The organism is Aeromonas sp. 3P, assembly GCF_051919745.1.
Classification (GTDB): Bacteria; Pseudomonadota; Gammaproteobacteria; order Enterobacterales; family Aeromonadaceae; genus Aeromonas; species Aeromonas veronii.
In genome coordinates, this window is the sequence record NZ_JBQBED010000001.1 from 3,834,814 (window position 1) to 3,860,579 (window position 25,766).

20 protein-coding genes and 3 pseudogenes are annotated in these 25,766 nt (G+C 59.6%); 16 read left to right on the forward strand and 7 right to left on the reverse strand.

Annotated elements, in window-relative coordinates:
* Positions 1-4 precede the first annotated feature (4 nt).
* Together ACTG19_RS17805 and ACTG19_RS17810 are read left to right on the forward strand one after the other, a co-directional pair.
* Entirely contained in the window at positions 5-3,034 is a 3,030-nt protein-coding gene (locus tag ACTG19_RS17805; protein ID WP_439989359.1) for a glycosyl hydrolase family 18 protein, read from the forward strand.
* Between the two features lie 139 nt (positions 3,035-3,173).
* Positions 3,174-4,118, forward strand: coding sequence for a chemotaxis protein CheV (locus ACTG19_RS17810; protein WP_005362471.1), 945 nt, complete (start codon positions 3,174-3,176; stop codon positions 4,116-4,118).
* A 182-nt stretch (positions 4,119-4,300) separates the two neighbouring features.
* On the opposite strand, the gene ACTG19_RS17815 is transcribed toward ACTG19_RS17810, so the two are convergent.
* The gene (locus ACTG19_RS17815; RefSeq protein ID WP_005335237.1) at positions 4,301-4,912 is read right to left on the reverse strand and encodes an arylesterase; all 612 of its coding nucleotides are present in this window, start codon (positions 4,910-4,912) and stop codon (positions 4,301-4,303) included.
* 56 nt (positions 4,913-4,968) lie between these two features.
* On the opposite strand from ACTG19_RS17815, the gene ACTG19_RS17820 reads away from it, so the two are divergent.
* Both ACTG19_RS17820 and ACTG19_RS17825 read left to right on the forward strand, forming a co-directional pair.
* Positions 4,969-5,664 carry an ABC transporter ATP-binding protein gene (locus ACTG19_RS17820; RefSeq protein ID WP_098970368.1) on the forward strand — a complete coding sequence of 232 codons (696 nt, stop codon included), beginning with the start codon at positions 4,969-4,971 and terminating at the stop codon, positions 5,662-5,664.
* A 36-nt stretch (positions 5,665-5,700) separates the two neighbouring features.
* A complete protein-coding gene (locus ACTG19_RS17825; RefSeq protein ID WP_439989609.1) occupies positions 5,701-8,157 on the forward strand; it encodes an ABC transporter permease in 2,457 nt (818 codons plus the stop codon).
* Positions 8,158-8,284: 127 nt separating this feature from the next.
* Here ACTG19_RS17825 and ACTG19_RS17830 read toward each other — a convergent pair.
* Positions 8,285-9,189 (reverse strand): annotated as a pseudogene (locus ACTG19_RS17830) (TIGR01777 family oxidoreductase).
* Positions 9,190-9,441: 252 nt separating this feature from the next.
* Between ACTG19_RS17830 and ACTG19_RS17835 the strand changes: the two are divergent.
* The gene (locus ACTG19_RS17835; RefSeq protein ID WP_162628400.1) at positions 9,442-10,971 is read left to right on the forward strand and encodes an EAL domain-containing protein; all 1,530 of its coding nucleotides are present in this window, start codon (positions 9,442-9,444) and stop codon (positions 10,969-10,971) included.
* A 74-nt stretch (positions 10,972-11,045) separates the two neighbouring features.
* On the opposite strand, the gene ACTG19_RS17840 is transcribed toward ACTG19_RS17835, so the two are convergent.
* The gene (locus ACTG19_RS17840) at positions 11,046-12,227 is read right to left on the reverse strand and encodes an aminotransferase-like domain-containing protein (protein WP_069526452.1); all 1,182 of its coding nucleotides are present in this window, start codon (positions 12,225-12,227) and stop codon (positions 11,046-11,048) included.
* 349 nt (positions 12,228-12,576) lie between these two features.
* Between ACTG19_RS17840 and trmB the strand changes: the two genes are divergently transcribed.
* From trmB to ACTG19_RS17870, 6 genes are all read left to right on the forward strand, one after another.
* Positions 12,577-13,290, forward strand: a complete 714-nt coding sequence (gene trmB / locus ACTG19_RS17845) for a tRNA (guanosine(46)-N7)-methyltransferase TrmB (RefSeq protein ID WP_005335228.1) — start codon at positions 12,577-12,579, stop codon at positions 13,288-13,290.
* 48 nt (positions 13,291-13,338) lie between these two features.
* Positions 13,339-13,671, forward strand: coding sequence for a YggL family protein (locus tag ACTG19_RS17850; protein WP_005348158.1), 333 nt, complete (start codon positions 13,339-13,341; stop codon positions 13,669-13,671).
* A gap of 122 nt (positions 13,672-13,793) precedes the next feature.
* The gene (gene glsB, locus ACTG19_RS17855; RefSeq protein WP_005348151.1) at positions 13,794-14,714 is read left to right on the forward strand and encodes a glutaminase B; all 921 of its coding nucleotides are present in this window, start codon (positions 13,794-13,796) and stop codon (positions 14,712-14,714) included.
* Between the two features lie 29 nt (positions 14,715-14,743).
* Positions 14,744-16,039 (forward strand): sulfurtransferase, encoded by a 1,296-nt coding sequence (locus tag ACTG19_RS17860; protein ID WP_040066781.1) that lies wholly within the window; start codon positions 14,744-14,746, stop codon positions 16,037-16,039.
* A 203-nt stretch (positions 16,040-16,242) separates the two neighbouring features.
* Positions 16,243-16,452, forward strand: coding sequence for a YgdI/YgdR family lipoprotein (locus ACTG19_RS17865; RefSeq protein WP_005335219.1), 210 nt, complete (start codon positions 16,243-16,245; stop codon positions 16,450-16,452).
* Positions 16,453-16,619: 167 nt separating this feature from the next.
* Positions 16,620-17,021, forward strand: a complete 402-nt coding sequence (locus ACTG19_RS17870; RefSeq protein ID WP_005335217.1) for a DUF2541 family protein — start codon at positions 16,620-16,622, stop codon at positions 17,019-17,021.
* Between the two features lie 83 nt (positions 17,022-17,104).
* Here the strand turns inward: ACTG19_RS17870 and mog are convergent, their stop codons facing one another.
* Complete coding sequence (gene mog, locus ACTG19_RS17875; protein ID WP_021229718.1) at positions 17,105-17,635, reverse strand: molybdopterin adenylyltransferase; 531 nt, start codon at positions 17,633-17,635, stop codon at positions 17,105-17,107.
* 393 nt (positions 17,636-18,028) lie between these two features.
* On the opposite strand from mog, the gene ACTG19_RS17880 reads away from it, so the two are divergent.
* The 4 genes from ACTG19_RS17880 (at position 18,029) to folA (ending at position 20,371) form a co-directional block, all read left to right on the forward strand.
* On the forward strand, positions 18,029-18,364 hold the full coding sequence (locus ACTG19_RS17880) for a DUF3135 domain-containing protein (RefSeq protein ID WP_040066785.1): 336 nt from the start codon (positions 18,029-18,031) through the stop codon (positions 18,362-18,364).
* A gap of 235 nt (positions 18,365-18,599) precedes the next feature.
* On the forward strand, positions 18,600-19,397 hold the full coding sequence (locus ACTG19_RS17885) for a threonine/serine exporter family protein (protein WP_201989851.1): 798 nt from the start codon (positions 18,600-18,602) through the stop codon (positions 19,395-19,397).
* On the forward strand, positions 19,394-19,861 hold the full coding sequence (locus tag ACTG19_RS17890) for a threonine/serine exporter family protein (protein WP_439989360.1): 468 nt from the start codon (positions 19,394-19,396) through the stop codon (positions 19,859-19,861). The genes ACTG19_RS17885 and ACTG19_RS17890 overlap by 4 nt, the downstream gene beginning before the upstream one ends.
* An 18-nt stretch (positions 19,862-19,879) precedes the next feature.
* Positions 19,880-20,371, forward strand: coding sequence for a type 3 dihydrofolate reductase (gene folA, locus ACTG19_RS17895; protein ID WP_236316865.1), 492 nt, complete (start codon positions 19,880-19,882; stop codon positions 20,369-20,371).
* Between the two features lie 79 nt (positions 20,372-20,450).
* Here the strand turns inward: folA and ACTG19_RS17900 are convergent, their stop codons facing one another.
* From ACTG19_RS17900 to ACTG19_RS17910, 3 genes and pseudogenes are all read right to left on the reverse strand, one after another.
* Positions 20,451-21,245: a phosphoadenylyl-sulfate reductase gene (locus ACTG19_RS17900; protein WP_201972889.1), complete on the reverse strand. Its 795-nt coding sequence runs from the start codon at positions 21,243-21,245 to the stop codon at positions 20,451-20,453.
* Positions 21,235-22,959 carry an assimilatory sulfite reductase (NADPH) hemoprotein subunit gene (gene cysI / locus ACTG19_RS17905; RefSeq protein ID WP_439989361.1) on the reverse strand — a complete coding sequence of 575 codons (1,725 nt, stop codon included), beginning with the start codon at positions 22,957-22,959 and terminating at the stop codon, positions 21,235-21,237. The genes ACTG19_RS17900 and cysI overlap by 11 nt, the downstream gene beginning before the upstream one ends.
* Positions 22,959-24,748: pseudogene (locus ACTG19_RS17910) on the reverse strand (assimilatory sulfite reductase (NADPH) flavoprotein subunit). The gene cysI and the pseudogene ACTG19_RS17910 overlap by 1 nt, the downstream one beginning before the upstream one ends.
* 189 nt (positions 24,749-24,937) lie before the next feature.
* Between ACTG19_RS17910 and ACTG19_RS17915 the strand changes: the two are divergent.
* A pseudogene (locus ACTG19_RS17915) lies at positions 24,938-25,743 on the forward strand (PhzF family phenazine biosynthesis protein).
* The last annotated feature ends 23 nt before the right edge of the window (positions 25,744-25,766 follow it).

A 25,766-nucleotide genomic window follows, 5' to 3' on the forward strand; every position in this document is an offset into this window, starting at 1 on the left:
CAATATGCAACAGCTCTTCAGACCCAGCAGGCTTGCCATGCTGGTCGCCCTTGCGGCTGCGCCCGCCTGGGCCCAGGCCGCTTATCCCGCCTATAAATCCGGTACTGCCTACAAGGCTGGCGATATCGTCAGCAACGTCGGCGCCCTCTACGAGTGCAAAGAATTTCCCTATTCAGGCTGGTGCGGGGCATCCCCCTATCACTATGAGCCGGGTGTCGGTGTGGTCTGGGCTGATGCCTGGAAGCCCTATGGTGGCGAGGTGCCCCCTCCCGCACTCGGCGTAGCCGTCAGCTCGCCAGCTGCTGGTGCCAGCTTCAACGAAGGTACCAGTGTGGCGCTGGCGGTGACCTTGAGCGGCCCGGTGACGGCGCTGGTTAAAGTGGAATACCTTGTCGACGGCAAGCTGGTGGCCACGGCCAGCGCCTCGCCATGGAGTGCCAGATGGAGCCTTGCTGGAGTGGGAGGCCATACCCTCAAGGCTCGCGCGCTGGATAAAGATGGCAAGGTGCTGAGCGAGGCGGATTCGAGCTTCAACGTCGCCGCCGTGGTCGCGCCAGAGGCGCCCAAGGCGAGCATCAGCAGCCCCGCCAATGGCGCCAAGGTGACCCTGGGTCGCAGTGTGGCGGTGAGCGGCAACGTCACAGATGCCAACAACGATGTGGCCAAAGTCGAACTCTATGTCGACGGCAAGAAGGTGGGCGAAGATACCACTGCCCCCTGGCAGGTGAACTGGACACCGGATGCCAAAGGCAGTGCCGCCCTCAAGCTGGTGGCTACTGACAATACCAATCTGAGCGGTGAGTCGGCGGCGGTGACCGTCAATGTCGAGGAGGCCGCGCTGCCGCCCACCGGTGGCAACCTCTCTTGTGACATTCGCCAGGTCTATCGCCCGGATGGTTACGAGTGCATGGGGGATGACCATGCCCGCCGGGTCATCGGCTACTTCACCTCCTGGCGCACCGGCAAGAACGGCCTGCCCGCCTATCTGGTGAGCGATATTCCATGGAACAAGATCACCCACATCAACTACGCCTTCGCGGCGGTGGATGAGCAGAGCCACACCATCAAGGTGGACGATGCAGCCACCAAGATGACTTGGGATGGTGTGCCGGGTGCCGAGATGGATCCTGAATTTGCCTACAAGGGCCACTTCAACCTGCTGTCGAAGTACAAGAAGCAGTATCCGGACGTGAAGACCCTGATCTCGGTCGGGGGCTGGGCCGATACCCGCGGTTTCTACACTGCAACTACCAAGGGTGACTGCTCGGTCAATACTGCCGGTATCAACACCCTGGCTGACTCGGCGGTGAGTTTTATCCGCCAGTACGGTTTTGACGGGGTCGATATCGACTACGAATACCCCACCTCGATGAAGGATGCGGGCAATCCCAACGATTTCCCGCTCTCCAACCAGTGCCGGGCCAAGCTGTTTGCCAATTATGAGGTGCTGATGAAGACCTTGCGGGCGCGGCTCGACAATGCTGGTAACGAAGATGGCCGCAAGTATATGCTGACCATCGCCTCACCGGCTTCTGCCTATCTGCTGCGCGGGATGGAGAACTTCCAGGTCACCCAGTACCTCGACTACGTCAACCTGATGACCTATGACTTCCACGGTGCCTGGAACCACTTTGTCGGTCACAACGCGGCCCTGTTCGACAACAATGCCGACCCCGAGCTCTCCCACTGGGGCGTCTATACCCAGACCCAGTTTGGCGGCATCGGTTACCTCAACGCCGCCTGGTCTGCCCACTACTTCCGCGGTGCGCTGGCGGCTGGCAAGATCAACGTTGGCGTGCCCTATTACACCCGCGGTTGGCAGGGGGTGAGCGGTGGCAGTCATGGGTTGGGTGGCAAGGCAGCCCTGCCGAGCCAGAACGAGTGCCAGCCGGGCACAGGTGGCAGCACCATTCCGTGCGGCAACGGGGCGGTCGGCATCGACAACATCTGGCATGATCTCGACAAGAACGGCAAAGAGATCGGCGGTGGCGCCGTGCCTATGTGGCATGCCAAGAACCTGGAGAATGCGGCCAGCCTCGGCATCACCACGCTGCCGAGCTATGGCACTGCCTGGGGTCTGGATCCCAACAATCCGGCTCACGTGATGCAAGGCAAGTATGTGCGTTACTACGATGACAAGGCCCACGCGCCCTGGTTATGGAATGAAGAGAAGAAGGTGTTCCTCTCAACCGAAGATGAAGAGTCCATGGGCCACAAGCTCGACTACATCATCAAGCGCGGTCTGGGTGGCGTGATGTTCTGGGAGATGGCGGGTGATTACGCCTTCGATCCGGCCAAGAACGAGTACGGCATGGGCAGTACCCTGACCACCCTGGCTTATGAGAAGTTTGCCAAGGCAACTCCGTACAACACCAAGCAAAACGATCTGGCCGCGCCGAGCGCCCAGCTCGATATCCAGGTCAGCCTCTCCGGCTTCAAGGAAGGGGACTCCAACTACCCGATCAACCCGAAACTCAAGCTGATCAACAAGTCGACCCAGACCATTCCGGGCGGCGCGCGCATCGAGTTTCTGGTGCCCACTTCCACCTCTGACACCATCACGGATCAGAGTGGCATGGGCCTGAAAGTGGTGGAGAGCGGTGGTAACGACAATTCGGAAGGCATTGCCAATGAGAAGGACTTCCACAAGGTCGCCATGAACCTGCCGGGATGGCAGACCCTGGCACCGGGGGCCGAGATTGAAGTCGCCATGACCTACTACCTGCCCGCCGCTGGCGTGCCGAGCGGTATGCGCATCATCAGCGGCAGCCAGACCATTGGTCTCAAGGCCGAGTTCCCGACCCTGCCGGAGGCCGTGCTGGGCTCGGGTGGCGGTGAGAATCCGGGCACCAGTTGCAGCAGCCAGAACGTCAATCCGGCAGCCTACAAGGCCTATCCGAGCTGGCCACAGGGGGATCATGCCAATGGCGGCGATCGCATCACCCATAACAAGGCAGTGTGGCAGGCCAACTGGTGGACCAGCAGCGAGCCCAAGGCAACCGATGGCAGCTGGAAGTCTGTCTGTAGCTATTGATTTTAAAATCAATGAGATAAGTGAGGCTTCGGCCTCACTTTTTTTGTCTGGTTGGTCGCTCTGGTTGAAAATGCGCCTGCCTTTCCTGGCGGGCAGCCTCTATAATAGAGTCGATTAATAATCAGATGGATATCAGCGTATGGCGAGTATATTGGATTCCGTTGATCAACGAACTCAACTGGTGGGTGAAAACCGCCTCGAGTTGTTGATGTTTCGTCTCGGCACCCGTCAGATGTTCGCCATCAACGTCTTCAAGGTACGGGAAGTGGTCAAGTTGCCCCATCTGAGCAAGATGCCGGGCTCCCATCACAATATCAGCGGGGTGGCCAATATCCGCGGTACCTCGATCCCGGTGATCAACCTGCGCAGCGCCATCGGGATGCGCCCCATGCCCATCGACAGTGAATCCAACCTCATTATCACTGAGTACAACCGCACCATTCAGGGCTTTCTGGTGGGGCAGGTGGCCAATATCGTCAACATGACCTGGAAGGACATACTGCCGCCGCCGCGCTCCGCCGGGCGCGCTAACTACCTCACTGCCATCACCCGCATTCCCGAAGATGGGGTGGAGCAGATCGTCGAGATCATCGATGTGGAGAAGGTGCTGGCGGAGATCATCACCTATGACATCCGCATCTCCGAAGAGGTGCTGGATCGGGAGATCCTGCCCGAGATGCATGGACGCAAAGTGCTGATCGTCGATGACTCCAGCACCGCCCGCAATCTGGTGCGCGAGACCCTGGGCCAGCTTGGGCTTGAGGTGATCGAGTGTCAGGATGGTTTGCAGGCGCTGACCCTGCTCAAGGGGTGGTGCGATGCTGGCAAGAAGGTGACCGACGAGATCCTGCTGATGATCACCGATGCCGAAATGCCGGAGATGGACGGCTACCGCCTGACCCACGAGGTGCGCAGCGATCCGCGCATGTCTGATCTCTTTATCACCCTCAACACCTCCCTGAGCGGCAACTTCAACGAAGCCATGGTCAAGAAGGTGGGGTGTGACCGCTTTATCTCCAAGTTCCAGCCCGATTTGCTGGTCGGTGTGGCCCAGGAGCGGCTGCGTCAGGTGCTGGAAAGCTGAGAAGCTGCCTGCCGGTTATGCTAAATCAATAACAACACATCCCGCTTCGGCGGGATGTGTTGTTATTGGGTATTGGCGATGGATTGGTTGAATCAAGGTGCCATGCCGAGATCGTCGACCATTCAAAACATCCGATTTTGGCGGGATATTTTGTTATGGGATATTGGCGATAGACGGCGGGCTTATTGGCTGAGCAGCGGCTCCATAAAGCGGGCGACTTTATCGCGGATTTGTGGCTGGGCCGCCGGGGTGGGATGAATACCATCGTTCATCATAAGTTCAGGGCGCAGCGCAATATCATCCATAAAGAAGGGCAGCAGCGGCAGATCGTTAGCCTGGGCCAACTCGGGAAAGATCTGTTCGAACTGGCGCAGATAGCGGGCACCGTAGTTGCGGGGTAGCTGGATTTGGGTCAACACCACACGGGTCTGCTGCTCCTTGGCGAGCGCGATCATGCTGGCCAGATTTTGGCGGGTAATGGTCGGTGCGAAGCCGCGCAGGCCGTCGTTGCCTCCCAGTTCGATCAGCAGCCAGTCCGGTTTGTGCTCCTTCAGCAGAGCGGGCAGACGGGCCAGCGCCCCCTGGGTCGTTTCACCGCTGATGCTGGCATTGAGCAGGGTGTGTTTGCCCCCCTCCTCCTGCCATTTCTGGTTGAGCAGGGCTGGCCAGCTCTGCTCAACCTGCATTTGATAGCCGGCGCTCAGGCTGTCTCCCAGCACCAGCAGGGTCTGGGCCTGAGCCGACGAGAGCAGGCTGCCGAGGCCAACGAACAAGGCAAACAGAATACGCACCATCAATTCAACTCCCGCTATGGATTGTCATCAAGGGATTGGAACAAAGGATACAGAGCATGAGTTCAACCCCCATTATTGTCGTCAAGGGCCTCGGCAAATCGGTTCGCCTCGGCCAGGAAAGCCTCACCATCCTTGAAGGGATCGATCTGCAAGTCAATAGCGGCGAGACGGTGGCACTGGTTGGCGCCTCCGGCTCCGGCAAGTCCACCCTGCTGGGGCTGCTGGCCGGGCTCGATCTGCCGAGTCAGGGGGATATCGAGATCCTCGGCAAATCCCTTGGCGAGCTGGATGAGGAGGGGCGGGCCCGATTGCGCGCCGAGCAGATCGGTTTTGTGTTCCAGTCGTTCCTGCTGCTCCCGACCATGACGGCGCTGGAGAATGTGATGCTGCCTGCCGAGCTGCGCGGCGAGCGCGATTGCGAACCAAGAGCTCGCGAGCTGCTGGCCGCGGTCGGGCTTGGCGAGCGGTTGCACCATCTGCCGCCACGGCTCTCCGGCGGTGAGCAGCAGCGGGTGGCCATCGCCCGCGCCTTTATGACCCGTCCCAGCCTGCTGCTGGCGGACGAGCCGACCGGCAACCTCGACAGCAAGACCGGCGAGAAGGTTATCGAGCTGCTGTTTGAACTCAATCGCAAGCACGGCACCACGCTAGTGGTGGTGACCCATGATCATCAGCTGGCCGAGCGTTGCCAGCGGCAAGTGGTTATGACGGCGGGCAGACTGGATCGCGAGGTGGCCCATGGTGTGGTGTAACGGGGTGAGCTGCGGGTCAGGCGGGAGATGCAAGGGATGATGCAGTGGCGATTGGGATGGCGACTGCTTCGCCGGGAAGGTTTCAGCGGCGAGCTGCGCTGGTTTGTGCTGGCGCTGGCCCTGAGCGTGGCGTGCGTCTTGAGTGTGGCATTGGTGGCGGATCGGCTCGATGCCGGACTCAAGGCGTCGGGCCGCGACTTTATCGGGGCGGATCGGGTGCTGCGTACTGCCGCTGCTCTGCCGGATGGTTGGCTGGAACGAGCGAAACAGGATGGCTTGGCGGTGCAGACCACCGTCAGCTTCAACAGCATGCTGTTTCACGGTGATGCGTTGCAGCTCGCCTCCATTCGGGCGGTGCCCGACGGTTTTCCCTTCTATGGCAAGCTCACTCTGGAACCTGCCCGCGCCCCGGCTCCCGGCGAGATCTGGCTCTCCGCCCGGGTGATGCAACTGCTCAAGGCCAAAACGGGGGATGAGCTGGAGGTGGGCAATACGGTGCTCAATGTGGCAGGCCTGCTTGGCGAGGAGCCGGATCAGGGCTTCAGCCCCTTCCTGCTGGCGCCGCGTGCGCTGATCCACACAGCCGATATCGAGGCAACTGGTGCCCTGCTCCCCGGCAGCCGCCAGCAGTGGCGCTATCTGTTCAAGGGGCCGAGAGAGTCGCTGGCCCGTTACGAGCAATGGTTGTTGCCGAAATTGCATGCCGGACAGAAGTGGATCAAACCGGATGACAGCGAATCCCAAGTGGGCCGCTCGCTGGCCAATGCCGAACGTTTCTTCCGGCTCGCCTCGCTAAGCGGGGTGTTGCTGGGGGCGTTGGCGATGGGGATTGCGGTGCGCCACTTTGCCGAGCGCCAGACCAATATGGTGGCGCTGCTCAAGACCCTGGGGGCATCTCGTCGCTCGCTCTGGCAACTGATGGGAACCCTGCTGCTGTCGCTGACGCTGATTGGTGCGTTGCTGGGTCTGGTGGCGGGCACAGCCATGCAGTGGATCACCTTGCAACTGCTGGGGGACCTGCTGCCGCCGGATCTGCCGCCCCCCTCCTGGCGCCCCTTTGCGCTGGGCGTGGCAGTGGCGCTCTTTATCACCCTGCTGCTTGCTTTTGTGCCCTTCTTGCGGCTGCTGAAGGTGCCGCCGCTGCGGGTATTGCGCCGGGAGCTGGAGGCGGGGATTCCCCCCTGGCTGGCCCTGCCGGTCGGCCTGTTCGGGCTGTTTGCGCTGGTCTGGGGCTTTACCGCCGATGTACGGCTGGCGCTGGGTCTGGTGGGTGGCATGGGCTTGCTGATGGCCCTGCTGGCCCTGCTGGCCCTGCTGGCGGCACTGATGTTGCGGCTGGGGGCAAGAGTGAGCGGGCCTCATGCCTTGCGGCTGGCGCTGGCCCACCTGTCGCGCGAGCGCAGCAGCGGCCTGTTTCAGCTGGCGGGCTTTGCGCTGGCGCTGATGCTGTTTGGCTTGCTCTGGGCGGCCCGGGTCGATCTGCTGGATGAGTTTTCGGCCCGTCTCCCGGTTGATGCGCCCAACCGTTTTCTGGTCAATGTGGCGGAGAACGAGCGGGAGGGGATCCTGAGCGAACTGGCGGCGGCCGGGGCCAACACTTCCGACTTCTACCCCATGGTGCGCGGCAGGCTGACCCATATCGCCGGTGAGGCGGTGGGCGAGGGGGCCAGCAGTGGCCGCGAGGGGGTCGATCGGGAGCTCAACTTCACTACCACAACAACCCTGCCAATCGACAACAAGCTGGTGGCCGGGAAATGGCTTGCCGGACCCGGCGAGGTGTCGGTGGATAGCGAGCTGGCCAAGCGGCTCGATATCAAGTTGGGGGACATGCTCGCCTTTACCATCGAGGGGCGCAGCTTTGGCGCCAGGGTCACCAGTTTGCGCAGCATCAAGTGGGACAACATGCGCCCCAACTTCTACATGATCTTCTCCGAGGATCTGCTGGCATCCTTCTCCCGTACCTGGCTTGGTAGTTATCGATTGCCCGAGGCGGGGCGCACTGCCGAGGTGGAGCTTATTCGCCGCCACCCCACGGTGAGCCTTATCGATGTGGATGATCTGATTGCGCGGCTCACTCAGGTCTCGGAGCAGGTGAGTAGGGCGCTGGCGCTGATGCTGGGGCTGGTGACAGTGGCGGCGCTGCTGGTGCTGCTGACCCAGACTCAGGCCAGCATGGCTCAGCGTCGGCGCGAGCTGCTGCTGATGCGCACTCTGGGTGCCAGCAGTGAACTACTGAAAAAGATGCTGCGCTGGGAGCTGGTGGCCAGTGGTGCGCTGGCGGGGCTCTGTGCCGCCATGGTGGTGGAGCTCTGCTCTTTTGGCCTGCAGTGGTGGTGGTTCGAGGGGCAGTGGCAGTTCCACTGGGCCATCTGGCTCGGCCTGCCGACGCTGGGGGCACTGCTGGTGACGCTGGCGGGGCAGAGGATGCAGCGCCAGCTGCTGGCTGGCACCCTGAGCGATCGGCTGCGGGGTCTGGGCCAGGGGTTGTTGTAATCCCGCCAGCGCGAGCCGATGCACACAAGGCGCAATAGCGCAGCCACAATAAACAAGCAGCCCGGCCATTGGCCGGGCTGCTTGCTATATGAGGTGCTGACGAGTGGACGCAGCGAGCAGGTGTGATTTAGCGGGGCTCACGCAGCAGATTGGTGAGGGCGCTCGGCAGCTCGGGATAGCTGAAGTGAAAACCGGCCTGTTGCAGCCTTGTTGGTATCACCTTTTGTCCGGTCAGCAGCAGATCTGCCGCTTCCCCCATCACCAGTTGCAACAGCGGCGCCGGGACGAAGAAGAGGTGTGGACGGTGCAGCGTGGTGGCAAGGGTCTGGCTGAACTCCCGGTTGCTGACCGGATGGGGCGCAGTGCCGTTGAAGATGCCGCTGCACTCTTCGTGATCCAGCAAGAACAGCATGGCGCGCACCAAATCCTGCACATGGATCCAGCTCATCATCTGGCTGCCTGATCCCATAGGGCCGCCGAGTCCGAGTCGGTAGGGGGGAGCATTTTGGGCAGGGCGCCGCCATCCATGCCAAGCACCAGCCCGATCCGCACGATACAGACCCGGGTTTGGCGGCTCTGGGCCTCCTGCGCCAGGGTCTCCCACTGCTGGCAGAGCTGGTGGGTAAACTCGTCGTTGGGAGAGCGGCACTGCTCGTCGAGGGTTTCGGTGCCCTGTCTGCCATACCAGCCGATGGCGGAGGCGTTGATCAGCACCTTGGGCGGCGTGCTAGATAGCTTGATGAGATCCACCAGCTGCTCGGTCAACAGCCAGCGGCTATCGCAGAGCAGCTGTTTGCGCGACTCGCTCCAGCGTCCGGCGGCGATGGGTTCACCGGCCAGATTGATCACTGCGTCCACGTCATTGAGGTCATCAAGCCGGTCGAGGTTATCCAATACCTTGATATCGTGACCGAGCAGGGAGTAAGCACGGCTCCCCTGCCTGCTCAATACCACGACCTCGTGATTGACTTTGAGATGGGCAACCAGCTTGCGGCCGATAAAGCCGGTTCCTCCGGTAATAAGAATCTTCATCGCTGCATGCTCCTGCTGCCGTTTGCTCAACTTTAATGGTGTGGCTTCCCTTCAACAAGTGAGACGTGCTTCGGGAGTTTTCTGTTTGACGTTTGTTAACTCTATCCTCTTCTTACGACATATTGTTGAACAATAGTTTGAATTGATTGATTTTTGTTGTGTGGACATTTGTTGAACAATCGCTATTATGGCGACCCTTTTCGCCTGTCCACCGAGGCTGTCACCCATTATCCGAGCATCAAAGAGGCCGCCATGCCATTTCGCCGTTTGAAACTTCGCCAGCTTTACTCGAGGATTCTGTTGGCGCTGCTGATGGGGGGCGGGATCCTGCTGCTGGGGGTTATTGCCGTTATCTGGCAGACCGTGACGGAGACAGAGCGTGATGCCGATTCACGGTTGCAGCATGCCCGGATGATGTTTGATCGCTCCATCGGTCATGCCCGGCAGGCGGCCATCAATGTGGAGGGGATGCTTGGTCACTCCTGCAAGGAGGCGGCACAACTGCTGCGCGAGCAGGTGGCCACGGTGCCCGATGTCCGTTCCGCCAATCTGGCTGTCGGCAGCCACATCTACTGCACCTCGCTCTATGGTGACTACGATGGCCCCTTCAATCCCGACCGCTATGTGGATGGCAGGTTGCAACTGCTGCCTGGCAATGAGGTCACACCGGATCGCCCCTTGATCGTGCTGCGTCATGAAACTGACAAGGGGAGTGTGCTGATCGGTGTAGATGGCTACTACCTGCGCAATACCCTGGAGATCTCCAGCAAGAACTCCCCGATGGCTCTGGTGGTGGGGCAGAGGGCTCTGTTTGGCTCAGGTCAGGTCGGGGCGGCGCCCTCTCCGACAGAAGAGGGTTATATTGCCCTCGCTTCGGCCGATTTCCCCTATCAGGTCGTCACCCGGGTCACGGTGCATGACTACTGGAGCCACGCATGGCGCTACTCCAGATATACCTTGTTCCTCTCTCCGCTGCTGGCACTGCTGATTGGATTCGGCACCTTCAGGCTGATGGGGCGTAGCAGCTCACCAGCGGAAGAGCTCAAGCGGGCGTTGATCGAGGAGGAGTTTATCCCCTATCTGCAGCCGGTGGTCTCCGGTGAGGATGAGCAGTGGCGTGGCTGTGAGGTGCTGATGCGCTGGCAGCATCCCAAGCAGGGGATGATCTCGCCGGATCGCTTTATTCCGCTGGCGGAAGATAGCGGGCTGATCGTGCCCATGACCAGCCTGTTGATGGCCCAGGTGCGCGACCACTTCTCCCCTTATGCCCGCAAGCTGCCGGCCAAGTTCCATTTTTGCTTCAATATCAGCGCCAAACACTTTCAGGATCTCGACCTGTTGGCTGACTGCAAGGCCTTTCTCGACGCGTTTAAGGACAATCCCGTTGATTTGGGGCTGGAGCTGACCGAGCGTGAACTGCTGGTAGCTGATGAGACAACCGCTCAGATGTTTGCCGAACTGCGCAAACTGGGCGTCTTAATCTCTATCGATGACTTTGGCACCGGTCACTCCAGTCTCACCTATCTGCAACAGTTTCAGGTCGATGCACTCAAGATTGATCGGAGCTTTGTGGAGATGATCGGCACGGATGCACTCTCCAGCCATATCGTTGAAAACGTGATTGATCTGGCGAAGCGACTTGAATTGATCCTGATCGCGGAGGGGGTCGAGAAGCAGTCGCAGGCGGACTACCTGCGGGCGCGCCACGTTGACTATCTGCAAGGGTATCGTTACAGCCGCCCCATCCCGATGAAGCAGTTTTGCAAGACCTTGTTTGGCTGAACGGTTGAATGGGGAGCATAAAAAAACCAGCGATCGCTCGCTGGTTTTTTGTTGGTACGGTTTGGCTTGGGCGATCAGAGCATGCGCTGGAGGGCGCGGGCCAAGCGTTTGACCCCCTCCTCGATGGTCGCTTCATCGACGCAGGAGAAGCTCAGGCGCAGGGTGTTTTTGATCTCGGGGCGCACGTAGAAGGGGGCCCCAGGTACGAAGGCCACCTTCTCCTTGATCGCCTCGTCAAACAGCGCCATGGCACTGATGTGTGCTGGCAGAGTCAGCCAGAGGAACATGCCCCCTTCCGGTCGGGTGTAGCTGACGCCGGGCGGGCAGTGACGGGCCAGCGCGGCCTCCATGGCAGCGCGCTGGCGGCCATAGACCTCCTTGATCTTCTCCAGGTGAGCGTCGAGGGAGTTGTCGGTCAGGAAGCGGTGCAGCACCTGCTGGCTGAAGGCGTTGCTGTGCAGATCGGTCGCCTGCTTGGCGATGGTCACCTTCTTGCGCAGCCACTCCGGCATTACCATCCAGCCCAGCCGGAAGGCGGGCACCACGGTTTTCGAGAAAGAGCCGAGCAGCACGGTATTGTTTGGCGCCAGCTTGGCAATCGGGGGGAGATGCTCCCCTTCGAAGCGCAGCTCGCCGTAGGGATCATCTTCCACCATCAACAGCTCGTGGCGCACCAGTCGCTCCGCCACTGCCTCGCGGTTGGCACGGCTATAGGAGACACCGCTCGGGTTCTGGAAGTTGGGCACACCGTAGAGCAGCTTGGCACTGGATCCGCTTGCCAGCAGCGCATCCAGCGCCGCCAGGTCCAGCCCCTCTTCTTCAAGGGTGATCGGCTTGAAGGTGGGCTGGTAGACAGAAAAGGCCTGAATGGCGCCAAGGTAACCCGGCTCTTCGATGATGAGATCCTGACCCTCGTCGATCAGCACCTTGCCCAGCAGATCCAGCGCCTGCTGGGAGCCGCTGGTGATGAGGATGTTGTCCGGATTGACCTGCATGCAGTGGCGGGTCAGATAGCGGTCGGCAATATATTGGCGCAGCGGGGCGAAGCCCTCGGTCGCCGCATATTGCAGGGCGGCAGCCCCCTGTTCGCGCAGCACATCCTGACAGGCCTGATCGATCGCCTTGACCGGAAACAGGTGGGGATTGGGCAGGCCACCGGCGAAGGAGATGATCTCCGGATTGGCGGCAACTTTGAGGATTTCACGGATAAAAGAAGGTTCAACCTTCTCGAAGCGCTGGGCAAAAAACGGCTGCATAGACAATTCTCTCGGCATGTGGGCGGTCGCTCCATTCGACCGCCAGGTTATCCGTTTGTATCAGATTTCAGAAATGAGGCAATGATTGTCACAAAAATCGCCAAAAAAGGGCTGGAACGACTCTACTGCGGATTATATTGGACGGTTAGTCGGTGTGGTGATGCCAGTGAGGGAGCAGGGAAGTGGATGGCCGGAATATTTGTTGCGCGAAACACTTGCGCCTTGGGCCTATCTTGGGATAATTCGCTCCCCTGTTTTCGCGGGTCGATGAAATGCCGAGCCGCGAGCGGTCCCGCTCGGGATCGGACACAAGATGTATTACCCGGATTGATGAAATAACGAGACCATTATGCCTGTGACCCAAGATGTATTTAACGAAGACGGCAAGTTCATGCGCAAGATCCGCAGCTTTGTCCGTCGCGAAGGCCGCCTGACCAAAGGGCAGGAGAAGGCCCTGGAAGAGCTTTGGCCGGTCATGGGCATCGATTTTGAGCCAAAGCAGCTCGATCTGGTCGCGCTGTTTGGCCGTGAAGCACCTGTGGTGCTGGAGATCGGCTTTGGCATGGGCGCCTCTCTGGTGGAGATGGCCAAGAATGCCCCCGAGAAGAACTTCATCGGCATTGAAGTGCACTCCCCGGGCGTGGGCGCCTGTCTGGGTACCGCTCAGGAAGCGGGCGTCACCAATCTGAAGGTGATCTGCCACGATGCGGTGGAAGTGCTGGAGCACATGATCCCGAACGGCTCACTCTCCTGCCTGCAGCTCTTCTTCCCGGATCCCTGGCACAAGAGCCGTCACCACAAGCGTCGCATCGTACAGCCTGCGTTTGCCCAGGACATTCGCCAGAAGCTGGCCATCGGTGGCGTGTTCCACATGGCGACCGACTGGGAAAACTATGCCGAGCACATGCTGGAAGTGATGAGCGCCGCCGAGGGTTACGAGAATACCTCTGCCACCGGTAACTGGGTGCCTCGTCCGGACTGGCGTCCGCTGACCAAATTTGAACAACGTGGCCACCGTCTCGGCCACGGGGTTTGGGATCTGATTTTCAAGCGTGTCAGCTAAGCTGGCACGTCAACACACCTAGCGTATCAACTAACTTGAGGAGCTATCATGGCCAATCGTAGCCGCCGCCTGCGCAAGAAACTGCGCGTCGATGAATTCCAGGAAATGGGTTTCGACATCAGTTTCAACTTCCCGGTCGGCACTGCCGAAGAGACCATCGATGCGGTAGTCGATGCGATGATCGATGAGGTTGTTGAACCCCGCAAACTGGCTTTTGCCGGCTCCGGTCACCTGGCCTGGGAAGGGATGATCTGCACCCAGCAACTGGGCAAGTGTACCGAAGAAGACCGCGCTGCCGTCAAATCCTGGCTGGAAGGCAAGGGGATGGAAGCCGTGGTCGTTACCGAACTGTTCGACCTCTGGTACGGTGAACCGGCCTGATACAAGGCTGCCGCATCTGGCGCCTTGTTGTGGGTAACTGAAAAATCCCGCCGCTGGCGGGATTTTTGTCAGTGGGGATGGGATCTCCACCGCTGTTTTAGTCATGGAATCGCTTATTGCTTATGGTGTTGTCATCCGAATTACTGGCCAGCATCCTTGAAGAGGTGCGCCCGTTGCTGGGACAAGGCAAGGTGGCCGACTACATTCCGGCACTGGCTCAGGTACCGGCCGATCGGCTTGGTATCGCAGTCTGTACCGTCGAGGGGGAGCTGTTCACCGCCGGTGACGCTTTTGAACCCTTCTCCATCCAGAGTATCTCCAAGGCCCTGAGCCTGACCCTGGCACTCACTCTCTATCAGGAGGAGGAGATCTGGGCCCGGGTTGGCAAGGAGCCCTCCGGCCAGCCCTTCAACTCGCTGGTTCAGCTCGAGTTCGAGCAGGGGATCCCCCGCAACCCCTTTATCAATGCCGGGGCGCTGGTGGTGAGCGATCTGCTGGAGACCCGCCTCACTGCGCCGCGTCAGCGTACCCTCGAGCTGGTGCGCCGCCTTTCCGGCAATCCGGCCATCATGGCGGATCAGGTGGTCGCCCGCTCCGAATATCAGCACTCTGCCCGCAATGCCGCCATCGCCTATCTGATGAAGGCCTATGGCAACTTCGAAAACGAAGTGGACAAGGTGCTGCAAAGCTACTTCAATGCCTGTGCCATTCGCATGAGCTGCGTCGATCTGGCGCGGGCATTCATCTATCTGGCCAACCGTGGTGTGCCACTGGGCGAGAGCGTGCCGCTGCTGCCCGCCCGCACCACCAAACAGGTCAACGCCCTGCTCGCCACCTGCGGTCTCTATGATGAGGCGGGCGATTTTGCCTATCGTGTCGGCATGCCGGGCAAATCGGGTGTCGGCGGCGGTATCATCGCCCTGATCCCGGGCGAGCTCTGCGTCTGTGTCTGGTCGCCCGAGCTCAACAAAGCCGGTAACTCGCTGGCGGGCACGGCAGCGCTGGAGCTGCTGGCCGAGCGGCTGGGTCGCTCCATTTTTTAACCTTGTTCACTATGAATCGAGAAATCACCATGAAACGACATCTTCGCTTCCTGCAGGCCGCGCTGGCGACCTTACTGCTCTGGTGTGCCCTGCCCGCCGTGGCAGGGGAGTTGCCACCGCTCTCGCTGGCCGATGCCAAGGCCAAACAGGCTGTCATCCTGGATACCCGCGCCAGCTACTTCTATCAGGGGTGGCCGATGGAAGGGGAGAAGCAGGGCGGTCATGTGGCGGGCGCCGAGAACCTCTCTGCCGAGTGGAAATACAGCGATGAAGAGTGGCCAAAGGCCCTCGAGATCAAGGGACTGAAGGCCGATCGTCCGGTTGCCCTCTACGGTGCGTCCCGCGAAGTGGCCGAGGTGGCCCGTCTGCTGCGCAAGCAGGGGATCAAGCAGCTGTTCGAGCTGCAAGGGTGGCAAGCCGCACCGCGCGAGTCGTTGGCACGCTGGCAGCAGCTGGTCTATCCGCGCTGGTTGGCGGATCTGCAAGAGGGCAAGCCGGTTGCCGCTGCGCCCAAGGGGGACTGGAAGCTGTTTGAAGTGGATTGGGGTTCACCCAAGGCCTACCTCATCAGCCACATCCCGGGGGCCGGTTATATCGATACCAACAGCCTCGAAGAGGAGCCGCTGTGGAACAAGGTCTCTGACGAAGCGCTCAAGAAGCTGCTGCTGGATAACGGCATCCGTCACGACACCACCGTCATCCTCTATGGTCGCAACACCATGGCGGCTGCCCGTGCCGCGCATCTGATGATGTATGCGGGGGTGGAAGATGTGCGCCTGCTGGACGGTGGTCTGGATGCCTGGTTTATCCAGCACCTGCGCACCGAAACCGGTCTGCCCAACAAATATGAGCCGGTGAAGGAGTTTGGCGTGGCCATTCCCGCTCACCCCGAGTACTACACCACGTTAAGTCAGGCGAAAGAGCTGCTCAAGCAGCCCGATAGCGCACTGGTCAGCGTGCGTACCTGGGACGAGTTTGTCGGCAACACCTCAGGTTATAGCTACATCAAGCCGAAGGGCGATATCCCGGGGGCCAAGTGGGGTCACGGTGGGGTGGATGCCAATAGCATGAGCGATTTCCACAACCCGGACGGCACCATGAAGCCGGCCCGCGAGATCCTCGCCATGTGGGAGCAGTGGAACATCGAGCCGACCCAGCAGGCGGCGTTCTACTGCGGTACCGGCTGGCGCGCCTCCGAGGCCTTCTTCTACGCCTGGCTGATGGACTGGAAACAGATCAGCGTCTACGACGGCGGTTGGTACGAGTGGAGTTCCGATCCCAAGAACCCGACCGTGACCGGTGAGCGCCAGCCTGCCAAGTCATGATTGCGCTCTTGCGCTGAAAAGAAGAGGCCGGACAGAGATGTCCGGCCTTTTTCATTGCGCTCGCCACCCGGCCAGATAGCGAGGCTAAGTCGCTGATTATTGACGGCGATCCCGCTTTGCTCATCCCGCCATCCCGTGCCGTGCTATTGAACTAGGCTTCAAGAAACATCCTCGTGGTGAGGATGATCGCAGAAGAGGCCGCAATGAAAAAACTGATGATGATCCTGGTGTGCGCCCTGGGGCTGGTGGCATGCAGCTCCCAATACATCATGAGCACCAAGGATGGCAAGATGATCACCACAGAGAGCAAACCCAAGCTGGACGAGAGCACCGGCATGTATCGCTATTACGATCATGAAGGGCGCGAGGTAATGATCAAGAAAGATGACGTGACCCAAATCATGGAGCGCTAAGCGCTCTCTTGCCGCAAGGGCCGCTATCTGCGGCTCTTCTCTTTTTGCCGAAAAGTCGCGCTGTTTTCTCTGTTTATCCCCGCACATTCGCAGCAAATTCAGCCGTGATACAGCTTCCGTTATGGTTTAACCCTTATCATCACACTCCATTTTTTATTGGAGGTGTTATGTCCTTGATGTCTATCTGGAATTCCCGTTTTTCTGCACGCAGCTTGCTGGGTGGTGCCTTGCTGGTGGTGGCGTCAGCCAGCCATGCCGGTGACGATCAGTTCACGCTGGGGCGGACTATTTTGCTGGGAGCCGGTGATCATGGTGCGACAATACCTTTGGTGGTTTGCCGTCAGACCAAATATATCAAGGTGAAGGCGGAGCGTGATTTGACCCTGGATCGGGTGGTGGTGACCTATGGTGGTGATCGTACCAAGACCATTCGTTTCGATCGGGAAATGAGCAGTGATAAAGAGACCGAGTGGAAATCACTGGGCTCGCGCCGTTGTGTGAAAAAAATCGAAGTGTACGGTAATTCAGAGCGCAGCAAAGCGGGCGTAAAAGTATTCGGCCGCAAATAATTGATGCGGTTTTTCTGCGCAGACAGATGAGTTAAAAATAATGGCGAGCCTTGGCTCGCCATTATTTTTTATGGTCGGGTTCGCTATTTTTTCGGCCGAAACGGCTTGATGACAGTTTCATCGCACTCGAGATACGGCCCTTCCATCAAATCGATACAGTAGGGGATGGCGGGGAAGACTGCATCCAGACATTCGCGGATTGATTTGGGCTTGCCTGGCAGATTGACGATCAGGGTATCGTCCCGCAGCCCGGCAGTCTGGCGCGATAGAATGGCAGTCGGCACAAACTTGAGGGATTCGGCCCGCATCAGCTCGCCAAAGCCAGGCATCATGCGATCACATACCGCCTCGGTCGCTTCCGGCGTGACATCCCGCTTGGCCGGACCGGTGCCGCCTGTGGTGACGATGAGACAACACTGCTCCTCATCCGCCAGCTGGATCAGGGTCGCTTCAATCAGCTCCTGCTCATCGGGGATCACCTGATAGACAGGTTCCCACTCCGAGGTCAGATAGGCGTTCAGGGTGTCGATGATGGCCTTGCCGGAGAGGTCTTCATAGATGCCCGCGCTGGCGCGATCGCTGACGGTGACGATACCGATTTTTGCCTTGCTCATGGTTTGCTCTTGAATGTCCGATAAAAGTGGCAATTAAAATAACATAATCAGTGAGATATGTTAAACCGTCAGGAGATGACGCGGGTCGGTGAGGGAAGAATAAAGTGTCGAATGAAGCAAAATAAGGCCACCCGGATTTTTATTTGCAATAAAAAACAGAAAATCACAACCTAAAATGTATAAGTGTTTTATCTCGCCTGAATTAAAAACAATCGCTTGTTTCCAAACACAATTAAAATAGATAGACACCCTCGTAGTGACCATTGTCCGGTTTAGTCGCCAGTGGATGGATTGAACCCTTTTTAGCCGCGTCGTATATACAGATTTATATGGCTGGGACGTGATGGTGTGGTACCGCAGTGTGTTGCCAGCAATAGTCGCCAAGGAGGGCATATGGAGTTGCCTGATTTTGACACCCTGAAGGAGTTGGCTGCGAGTGAGCCCTCCCGGCTGGATGCGATTCTGGAGCAGCAGATCGACCAGCTGATGGCCCGAGCGAGCCCCGATCAGCAGCGCCGTCTGCGCGGGTTGCAGTTCAAGATTGATGGTCAGCGCCGTCTGGCGAAAAACAATCTTGATAGCTGTATCCGGATTACCAACATGATGCGGGAATCTTTTTATTTGATGCGCAGCGAAATGAGCCAGTTCAGGGAAGAGGGGGACCCTCCGCCTGAAAGCGATGGCTGTGGTAAAATAATCCATCTGGCGGACTATCGACGTCGCAAATAATCTGCAATAGCCCTCTTGAATGATATTTCAGCCAAATCGGTGAGGCCATAATAAAGGGAGTTTCTGGCGACCTGATTGTTATGGTTTTTAATGCTAGTCGTAATGTATTTGTGATGTAACCTCTTTTCTCTTTCTTGTAATAACTAATTAGTCAGGTTGTGATAGGGGTGGATGAATAACAGTAAAAGTTAGGCTAATATGGCCGAAATTTTTATTGCTACGACTCGAAGGGATTATGAGAAGTATCACACCAAGACGGGTGTTGTCGCGGGAGCAACAGACAGAGATCACCCGCATTATCGTCAAGGTGGGTCAGATGTTGGCCCAGTTCGGGGCGGAGAGCCGGATCATCGAGCAGACCACGGTGCGGCTGGGGATGGCGCTGGGGCTGGAGAGTGTCGAAATGGCCATCTCTTCCAGTGCCATCGTGCTCACCAGTCTCTATCAGGGGGGTTGCGTCACCACTACCCGGCGGGTGCGCGAACATGGCATCAACATGCAGGTGGTGTGCGAGATCCAGCGGATCTGCATCATGGCGGAGAAAGAGCTGATCGGCGCCCGTGAAGTGCGTCAGCGCCTCGAGGCCATCGTCCCCTTTCACTATCACCCCTGGTTGGTGGTCCCCATGGTGGGGCTTTCCTGTGGTGCCTTTAGCCTGCTGTTTGGCGGTGACTGGCCCATCTTCCTGGTGACCTGTTTCTCGTCTGCCGTGGCGATGCGGATGCGCCAGCTGATGGCCCGCCATCACCATAGCCCGCTCATCAACTTTGCCGCCACCGGCTTTATCGCTACCTTGCTCTCCTCCAGCGCCACCTTCTTTAACTGGGGTGACCAGCCCTATCTCGCCATGGCGGCCAGCGTGCTGCTGCTGGTGCCGGGCTTTCCGCTGATCAATGCGGTCTCAGACATGGTGAAGGGCTACTTCAACATGGGGCTGGCCCGCTGGGGGACCGCGACCCTGCTGACCATCAGCGCCGCCATAGGTATCATTTTGGCCATGTCGGTCACGGGGATCTGGGGGTGGAAAGTATGATGGATTTGCTCTGGCTACTGGCCAAGGATGCCTTCTGGTCCTCCATTCCGGCGGTGGGGTTTGCCATGCTGTTCAACGTGCCGCCATGGATGCTGAAATATTGCGCCATGGGCGGCGCGCTGGCCCACAGCCTGCGTACCCTGCTGATCCACTATGGTATGCCCATCGAGTGGGCGACGTTGGCGGCGGCGACCACGGTCGGCTTTGTCTGCGTCTACTGGTCGCGCCGTCTGCTGGCGCCGCGTCCGGTGTTCAGCGTTGCTTCCATCATTCCGATGATCCCGGGCAGTTATGCGTTCAAGACCATGATTGCGGTGGTAGAGCTCAACATCAACGGCGTGACTATGGAGTTGATCCAGAGTGCGGTGGAGAACGGCCTCAAGGCGCTGTTTATCGTCGGTGCCCTCAGTTTCGGTTTGGCGATCCCCTCTCTGGTCGTGTACCGTAACCGCCCCATAATCTGACAGACGGTGAGAGGCCCCATGAAGATTTCCATGATTGCCGCCATGGCCCACGACAGGGTGATCGGCAAGGACAACCAGATGCCCTGGCATCTGCCTGCCGATCTGGCTCACTTCAAGCGTGTCACCCTCGGTAAACCGGTATTGATGGGGCGCAAAACCTTCGAATCCATCGGTCGACCGCTACCCGGACGGCGCAATTTGGTGATCAGCCGCAATCCCGACTATCAGGCCGAGGGCATTGAGGTGGTGGGCTCCGTCGAGGCGGCGCTGGCTCTTTTGGCAGGCAGCTTGGTGGAGGAGTTGATGGTGATCGGTGGCGGTCATCTCTATGCCGAGATGTTGCCGAGCGCGGATTGTCTCTACCTGACCCGCATCGATCTGGCGGTGGAGGGGGATACCCGCTTCCCCGCTTTTGACGATGGTCAGTGGCAACGCGTTGATTGCGAGAGCCACCCTGCCGATGAGAAGAACCCGCACCCCTATAGCTTCGAGACCTGGCAGCGCCGCTGACGGATGAATGCTAATGGGCAAATAACAACAAGGGCATCTTCGGATGCCCTTGTTGTTCTGTTGGGTTTTCAAGATGGAATTAGATGCCTGAGCCGTCGTTCTCGCCATTTTCCTCGTGCAAACCGCACTCGCGCTTGAGGCCGAAGAAGCGGGTCTGCTCCTCGCTCATGCCCGGTTCCCACTTGGCGGTGGTGTGGACATCGCCCACCGAGAGATAACCCTGCTCCCACAGCGGGTGGTAGGGGAGGTCGAACTCCTTGAAGTAGTAGAAGACATCCTTGTTGCTCCAGTCGATCACCGGCAGGAACTTGAAGCGGCCGCGCTGGATGCCCAGCACCGGCAGCTTGCCACGGCTGCCGGACTGCTCCCTGCGCAGGCCGGAGAACCAGGTCTGGGCCCCCAGCTCACGCAGGGCGCGGTCCATCGGCTCCACCTTGTTGAGCTGGTTGTAGCGGGTGATCCCCTCCACCCCCTGCTCCCACAGGAGGCCAAATCGCGCCTCCTGCCAGGCTGGGCTGAGCTCGGCCCGATAGATCTTGAGATTTAGCGCGAGGCGCTCGGTCAGCTCGTCGATAAAGCGGTAGGTCTCCGGGAACAGATAACCGGTATCGGTCAGCACCACCGGCACATCGGCCCGCTCGCGGCTCACCAGATGGAGCATCAGCGCCGCCTGAATGCCGAAGCTGGATGAGAGCACATGCTCCCCCGGCAGATTTGCCAGGGCCCAGCGCACCCGCTCGGGGGCACTCATGGTATCCAGCTCCCGGTTGAGGGGCGCCAGCGCCTCGACTTGCTCCTCACGGCCGAGGGCCAGCAGTGCCTGTAGGTCAAGACTGCCATCTTCAGTGACATTAAGCGGCAGATTAAGCGGCATAGAAATCCCTCGCAGAATCGATAACGGGGGCAATCACCCCAACTCGGATCACGAAGTCGCCGAAGCACTCACCTTGATTGCGCTCTTTGGCCCAGCGGCCGATCAACGCGTCCAGTTCGGCCAGGATCTGCGGCTCGGTGATGTTCTCGAGATGCAGGCGCGGAATGCGGGTGCCTTCTAGGTTGCCCCCCAGATGCAGGTTGTAGCGGCCGGGCGCCTTGCCCACCAGACCCACTTCCGCCAGCATGGCGCGGCCGCAGCCGTTGGGGCAACCGGTGACCCGGAAGATGATGGCGTCATCCGCCAGCCCATGTTTGGTTAGCAAGCCCTCGATGTCGGTGACAAATGCCGGCAGCATGCGCTCGGCCTCGGCCATCGCCAGCGGGCAGGTGGGCAGGGCCACACAAGCCATGGACTGCTTGCGCTGCTCGCTCACGCCGTCATCCAGCAGGCCGTATTGGCGCGCCAGTCCTTCGATGCGGGCCTTCTCGCTGGCAGGCACCCCTGCGATGATCAGGTTCTGGTTGGCGGTCAGGCGAAAATCCCCCTGATGCACCTTGGCGATCTCCAGCATGCCGGTTTTGAGCGGCTTGCCCGGGAAGTCAAGCAAGCGGCCATTCTCGATAAACAGGGTGAGGTGGTGCTTGCCGTCGATCCCCTCGACCCAACCGAAGCGATCGCCACGGCTGGTGAACTCATAGGGGCGAACCGGTCCGAACTGGATGCCGGCGCGGCTCTCCACCTCGGCCTTGAACGCTTCGACGCCGACACGCTCTAGGGTGTACTTGGTCTTGGCGTTCTTGCGGTTTACCCGGTTGCCCCAGTCGCGCTGGGTGCTGACCACGGCGGCCGCCACCTCCAGCACGTGAGAGAGCGGAATAAAGCCAAAATCGCTCGCCTTGCGCGGGTAGGTGCTGGTGTCGCCGTGGGTCATGGCCAGGCCGCCGCCCACCAGCACGTTGAAGCCCACCAGCTTGCCGTGTTCGGCAATGGCCACGAAGTTGAGATCGTTGGCGTGGATATCCACGTCGTTGTGAGGCGGGATCACCACGGTCGTCTTGAATTTGCGCGGCAGGTAGTTGGAACCCAGGATCGGCTCCTCATCCTGCCCCAGTTTTTCACCGTCCAGCCAGATTTCCACGTAGGCGCGGGTCTTGGGCAGCAGGTGCTCGGAGATCTTCTTGGCCCACTCGTAGGCCTCCTGATGCAGCTCGGACTCCACCGGGTTGCTGGTGCAGAGCACGTTGCGGTTCACATCGCCGGCGGTGGCGATGGAATCGATGCCGGTGCTGTTGAGGGTCTGGTGCATCAGCTTGATGTCGCGCTTCAATACCCCGTGGAACTGGAAGGTCTGACGGGTGGTCAGGCGGATGCTGCCGTAGAGGCTGTGCTCTTCGGCGAACTTGTCGATGATCTGCCACTGGGCCGGGGTGATGATCCCACCCGGCAGGCGGGCACGCAGCATGACGTTGTGCAGCGGCTCCAGCTTCTGGGCAGCGCGCTCCGGGCGGATGTCGCGGTCATCCTGCTGATACATGCCGTGAAAGCGGATCAGCTGGAAGTTGTCGCCGTTAAAGCCGCCGGTGAGCGGGTCCTGCAGATCTTGCTCTATGGTGCCGCGCAGGAAGTTGCTCTCGCGCTTGAGGCGCTCGTTGTCGGCCAGCGGCCCTTCGACCGGTCCCGCTTTTGGGTGAGAAAGAGGTTGTTTGCTCATCAATAGACATCCCTTTGATAACGTTTGGCACGACGCAATTCGCTCAAATACTCTTCTGCTTCCTCACGGCTCTTGTGACCGTGTTCAGCAATTACATCCAGCAGGGCCTCCTGCACATCTTTGGCCATCTTGTTGGCGTCACCACACACATAGAAGTGAGCGCCTGCTTCCAGCCACTGGTAGAGCTCAAGCCCTGCCTCGCGCAGGCGGTCCTGCACATAGATCTTGTTGGTCTGATCCCGGCTGAAGGCTAGCGAGATCTTCGACAGCAGCCCAGATTTCACATAACGCTGCCACTCCACCTGATAGAGGAAATCCTGGGTAAAGTGGGGGTTGCCGAAGAAGAGCCAGTTCTTGCCCTCGGCCCCCTGCGCTTCCCGCTCCTGCATAAAGGCGCGGAACGGGGCGATGCCGGTGCCCGGGCCCACCATGATGACGGGGGTGTCGGGATTGGCGGGCAGGCGGAAGTTGTCGTTGTGCTCGACGAATACCCGCACCTCGCCATCCTCAATCAGCCGATCCGCCAGATAGGAGGAGGCTGCGCCGCTGCGCACTGTGCCATCTTCCTGCGGGTAGCGCACCACGCCGACGGTCAGGTGCACCTCCTCTTCCACCTCGCTCTGGGCGGAGGCGATGGAGTAGAGGCGCGGGGTGAGGGGACGTAGCAACCCGATCAGCTGCTCGGCCGTGAGGGCGGTCGGGAAGCGTTTCAGCACATCCACCACCTGAGCGGAGGCCACCAGTGCATTGACCTGGGCCTTGTCACCGGCCAAGTCTTTCAGCGCCGCGTTGTCCGATATGTCAGCGAGTCCTGTGATAAAGCTGCCGTGCAGCCGGGTCAGTTCGAAGTGACCGGTCAGGGCGGCGCGCAAGGTGCCGTGGGCCGTGGCTTCATCGCCGGAGAGGCCGGTCAGGGCCAGCACTTCGCCCACCAGTTCGGCGTCATTGTCGAACCAGACACCGAGGGCATCCCCCGGCTGATAGGCGAGTCCGGAGGACTCGAGGCTGATCTCGATATGGCGGATATCCTTGGTGGAATCCCGGCCAGTGATCTTCTGATTGACCGACAGGCGGGCAGGGAAGGGATTCTCCTTGCTGTACTGGCTGTGGCCAACCGCCTGCTGCACCGCACTTGCCACGCTGCGGCTGGCCGCTCCGGTAGAGAGGGTCGTGGCAATGGCGTTGAGCGCCTGTTCGCTCCACGCCTTGGCGGCATCCTGATAATCCACATCGAGGCTGGCGAGCTCATAAATGCGCTCGGCCCCAGCGGTGGCGAGGAAGTTGTCAAAATCTTTCCCGGTCTGGCAGAAAAATTCGTAGGAGCTGTCACCCAGCCCCAGTACCGCGAACTTGAGGCCGTCCAGCTTGCCAATCTTGCCTTTTTTAAGCTGCTCGAACAGGTCGACGGCGCTCTCCGGCGGTTCACCCTCCCCGTAAGTGCTCACTACCACCAGCAGGTGGCTCTCTTTCTTGAGCTGCTTGGGTTTGTAGTCGGCCATCGACGCTAGGGTGACGGGGAGGCCGCGGGCCTCTGCCTGCGCCTTGATGGCAGTGGCGACACTTTTGGCGTTGCCGGTCTGGGAGCCGTAGAGAATGGTCAGGCTGCCGCTGGGCGCAGCCACGGCGGCGCTGACTGCAACGCTCTGCTGACCGCTCTGGGAGAGGCCGTAGAGATATCCGCTCACCCAAGCCAGTTGCTGGGTATTGAGGGTCGAGAGTACCTGACCCAGCTGACGTTGCTGCTCGTCAGAGAGGGGGAGAGGTTGAATGGGGAATCCTTCAATTGCATCACACGCGTCTTCCATGGTCTGATTTTTGGCCAGATTAAAGGGCGTGTTGGATAACAACAAAGAATAAAAATGTCTTCTTTATTCTATTAATGCATTAAAGGGGCAGAGGTACGCCTGTTCCCGCAGCAAAAGAGGGGCGTGGTATAAAGAGCGTTAAATGAAAGCCACTTGATAACACAGGAAGTGCCATGTCGAATATCCGATTGTTTCATGTCAATGCGTTCAGTCAGCAGCCCCTTGGTGGCAATCCCGCGGTGGTCGTATTGGGAGCAGCCCTGCCTGATGCCAGCCAGTTGGCGATGGCGGCCGAGTTCAACCTCTCCGAGACAGCCTTCTGGTACAACTTGGCAGGGCCCATTATCAGTTGCGCTGGTTCACGCCGAAAGTCGAGGTTGATCTCTGCGGTCATGGCACCTTGGCGGCTGCTCATGTGTTGTGGCAGACAGGCGCGGTAGCTGCACACGAGACTATCCGCTTCGAGACCCGTAGTGGTGAGCTGCTGGCCCGGCGCGAAGGGGAGTGGATTTGGCTCGATTTTCCGCGTATCGCGTTGACGCCACTGACGCTGGATCCCGCCTATGCTGCCGCGCTTGGTTGCCAGCCACGACAGACCTTGGCGGTCGGGGCCAAGTTCTTGCTGGAACTGACAAGTGAAGAGGAGATCCGTTCGCTTTCGCCTGATTTTCATGCTCTGCGTGCTTTGCCGGGACGGGGGGTGATAGTGACGGCGCCCTCAAACGACCCGAACCATGACTTTGTCTCCCGCTATTTCGCCCCTTGGGTGGGCGTCGATGAGGATCCGGTTACTGGTTCCAACCACTGCGCTCTGGTGCCCTTCTGGGCCGAACGGCTTGGTAAACGGCAACTGCGGGCCCGTCAGATTTCGGCCCGTGGTGGTGAGTTGCGGCTTGAACTGCAGGAGGCGCGGGTACTGATGGCCGGTCAGGCCGTCACCTTGTGGCAGGGAGAGTGGCTGCTACCGCCAGCCTCATAAGCGGTAAGCATTCGTCAATTGTT